The sequence below is a fragment of the Polynucleobacter sp. 39-46-10 genome, assembly GCF_002282275.1.
The window spans coordinates 1-3,200 of the sequence record NZ_NCJB01000272.1 but is presented as its reverse complement, the minus strand read 5'-3'; the positions used below and the strand labels follow the sequence as shown (position 1 = coordinate 3,200).

The 3,200-nt window shown below is 46.8% G+C and carries 3 protein-coding genes; 2 read left to right on the top strand and 1 reads right to left on the bottom strand.

Annotation, left to right across the window (positions count from 1 at the left end):
* Window positions 1-167: 167 nt before the first annotated feature.
* The gene (locus B7X71_RS14190) at window positions 168-1,352 is read right to left on the bottom strand and encodes an aminotransferase class V-fold PLP-dependent enzyme (RefSeq protein ID WP_215302901.1); all 1,185 of its coding nucleotides are present in this window, start codon (window positions 1,350-1,352) and stop codon (window positions 168-170) included.
* Window positions 1,353-1,531: 179 nt separating this feature from the next.
* Here B7X71_RS14190 and B7X71_RS14185 point away from each other — a divergent pair, with 179 nt between their 5' ends.
* On the top strand, window positions 1,532-2,215 hold the full coding sequence (locus B7X71_RS14185; RefSeq protein WP_293601080.1) for a GntR family transcriptional regulator: 684 nt from the start codon (window positions 1,532-1,534) through the stop codon (window positions 2,213-2,215).
* On the top strand, window positions 2,212-3,200 hold a 989-nt coding region (locus tag B7X71_RS14180), incomplete at its 3' end, for an FAD-binding oxidoreductase (protein ID WP_293601079.1). The genes B7X71_RS14185 and B7X71_RS14180, both read left to right, overlap by 4 nt.

Below are 3,200 nucleotides of genomic sequence, written 5' to 3'. Positions count from 1 at the left end.
TGAACATCAGCCTGGGTTAAATATGGTTTAGTTGCCAACATGTGAAATCTTTCTGTCTCGAATATGTTTTATTTGATGAAAGTACTATCTATATAAGTACTTGAATTATAAGGGGTGTTGGCCGGAAGATTCACCAGCTGACACCCCATTTACACCCAACTTACTGATTATTTTAGAAATTCTTGGGCAGCAACAACACCGCTTGCCTTAGGCTTGTAGCCCATCGCGCCCAAACTCATCTCTACTCCACTGAGGGCAGCCATCAGACTGAGCTCATTGCAATCACCCAAATGGCCAATACGGAAGGCCTTGCCTTTAATTTTTCCAAGGCCTGTACCCAGGGATAAATTGAACTTCTCCAGAGCATGCTTACGTAATACATCTGCATCCATACCTTCTGGTGTAGCAATGCAAGTGAGTACTGGCGAGTAACAATCTTTATCTTGGCACTGTATTTCTAAGCCCCAAGCATTCACCGCTTCACGGCAAGCAGCCGCAAGACGTTGGTGGCGAGCAAAAATATTGTCTAAGCCTTCAGCCATCATCATGTCCAAAGCCTCATGTAAGCCATACATCAAATTGGTACTAGGCGTAGTTGGCCAGTAGCCTGATTTATTGGACTCCAAGATCTCATCCCAAGCCCAATAGGCCTTAGACATCTTGTTCGTTTTACTAACTTCAATTGCGCGTGCTGACAAGGCATTAAAGCCAATGCCTGGAGGCAGCATTAATCCTTTTTGTGAGCCCGATACAGTGACGTCGGCACCCCATTTGTCGTGCTCGTAGTCTGCAGAACCCAAACCAGAAACGCTATCAACCAACAGCAGTGCTGGATGCTTGAGAGAATCAATTGCCTTGCGAACTGCGGCAATGTTCGAAGTTACGCCCGTGGAGGTTTCGTTGTGAACTACACAAACCGCCTTGATTTCATGACCAGTGTCCTTGCGTAAGCGCTCTTCAATGACAGATGCATCAACACCCCACCGCCAAGTATCTTGACCAGGCTTAGTTACCACCTCAACATCCAAACCAAGACGCTTACCCAAAGCGCGCCACAAATTAGCAAACTGACCGGTTTCATAAAACAGCACCTTGTCACCAGGATTGAGGACGTTAACCAAAGCCCCCTCCCATGAACCCGTTCCAGAGGCTGAGTAAACAATGACTGGTTGCTCAGTTTTAAAGATCTTTTTAATGCCATCCAAAACCTTGAGGCCAAACTGACCAAATTCAGGTCCACGGTGATCAATCGTTTGATAGCTGATTGCCCGCAGGATGCGGGATGGCACTGGGCTTGGGCCAGGAATATGTAAAAAATGACGCCCTGAGAGGTGGTTATCTAGTTTTAGCATGCTGAGTCTCGCTTGGTTTTTGTTGTTAATCTTGCTGGCCAGTGTAAGGTACTTTTTAGTAATTTACAATTTTGTATGCAAAATATTTCCCAAATAAGTAAAAAATAAGCAATTAATAGCATTATTTAAGGCTATTGATAGGTTATAGTAAATATGTATACAAAATTAAGGCATTTCATATGATGCTCACTGCACCCCCAAATACCCAAAACCTACACGAGGTCACCTTCCAAAAGCTGCGAGCTTTATTGGTAGAGGGCGCCATTACGCCGGGTAGCAAGTTGAATGAACGTGAATTAGCAGAACAGCTCAATGTGTCACGCACCCCTATTCGCGAGGCAATTCGACGTTTGGCAGCGGATGGGCTGGTAGAGCTAATTGCCAACCGCGGAGCGATTGCAGTGCAACTCACTCGGGATGACATCCTTCATACTTTTGATGTGATTGCGAACTTAGAGGGCTACTCCGGAGAACTAGCAGCACAAAACATTAGCAATCAAGCTCTCATTGAACTGGAAGCACTTCAATATGAAATGATGGCCTCGTATGCTCGCAGGGATCTCTCGAGCTACTACCAACTCAATCTCAAGATTCATCAGGCTATTAATCAAGCGGCAAACAATCCTGTCTTAAGCCAGCTCTTTACCCAAGTCAATGCCCGTATTGAGGCACTACGCTTTCGCTCCAACCAAGATGGCGTGAAGTGGGAGAAGGCAGTGGGCGAGCATCAAGAAATGTTAGACGCATTAAAGGCTCGCGATAGCACACGCATGCGCAAAGTCATGATGCAGCACGTGATGAATAAACGTGATGTAGTGATCCAATTAGTTGACTCAGAATCCAAACAGAAAGTTGCAGCATGAACAAGCCACTCGATTTTCCTCTTCCAGAATTTGTTGCCAACAAGGCAGAGTTAGCTAAGCGCCTCAGGCAAGAAACCTCTGGTGAAGTCATGACCGATATGGCTAGTCGCGGACGTTATGCAACATATGCTTCAATTTATCAAGCCATGCCAGTTGCTGTCTTTGTTCCCAAAACCGCCGAGGATATTGCAACAGCTATTCAGATTGCGGCTGATTTGGGCGTCCCAGTTTTGCCTCGCGGAGGCGGCACCAGTCAGTGCGGTCAAACCACCGGTACTGCACTCGTCATCGACAACACAAAATATTTTCGCAAGCTTCTACATGCGGATCCAGAAAAAGCAACTGCAGTTGTTGAACCTGGAATTGTTTTGGATCACCTCAATGCTGCACTCAAGCCTCATGGGCTCTGGTACCCAGTAGACGTCTCTACTGCTGGCCAAGCAACCATCGGCGGCATGGCAGGCAATAACTCTTGCGGCAGTCGCTCTATCGCCTATGGAAACATGGTGCACAACGTTTTAGGGATTGATGCCTGGCTAGCCTCTGGGCAAGTAGCTAGCTTTGGAAATTACGCTAATAGCTCTGGCGCAGCAAAACAACTCGGTGACTTTGTGAAAGGTTTGGCGAATAGCCTTCAACCCGAAATCGAAGCGCACTTCCCTAAAGTGTTGCGTCGTGTTGCCGGATACAACCTGGATGTCTTTCATCCACAAAGCGAGCGCCCCTATACACAAGATGGCAGCGTGAATTTAGCGCACCTCTTGGTTGGCAGTGAAGGCACTTTGGCGTATTTCAAATCACTTGAGTTGAAGTTGGCACCCTTGCCACAACACAAAGTGCTTGGAGTGGTGAATTTTGCAAGCTTCTTCAAAGCAATGGATAGCGCGCAGCATATCGTCAAACTCGGGCCCACTGCAGTTGAATTAGTCGATCGCACCATGATTGATTTAGCGCGTCACAACCCCAGCTTTAAGAAAACCATTGA

Bases quoted from the DNA above. Each gene is read 5' to 3' on its own strand.
- B7X71_RS14190 (WP_215302901.1), bottom strand. From the start codon at position 1,352: ATGCTAAAACTAGATAACCACCTCTCAGGGCGTCATTTTTTACATATT.
- B7X71_RS14185 (WP_293601080.1), top strand. From the start codon at position 1,532: ATGATGCTCACTGCACCCCCAAATACCCAAAACCTACACGAGGTCACC.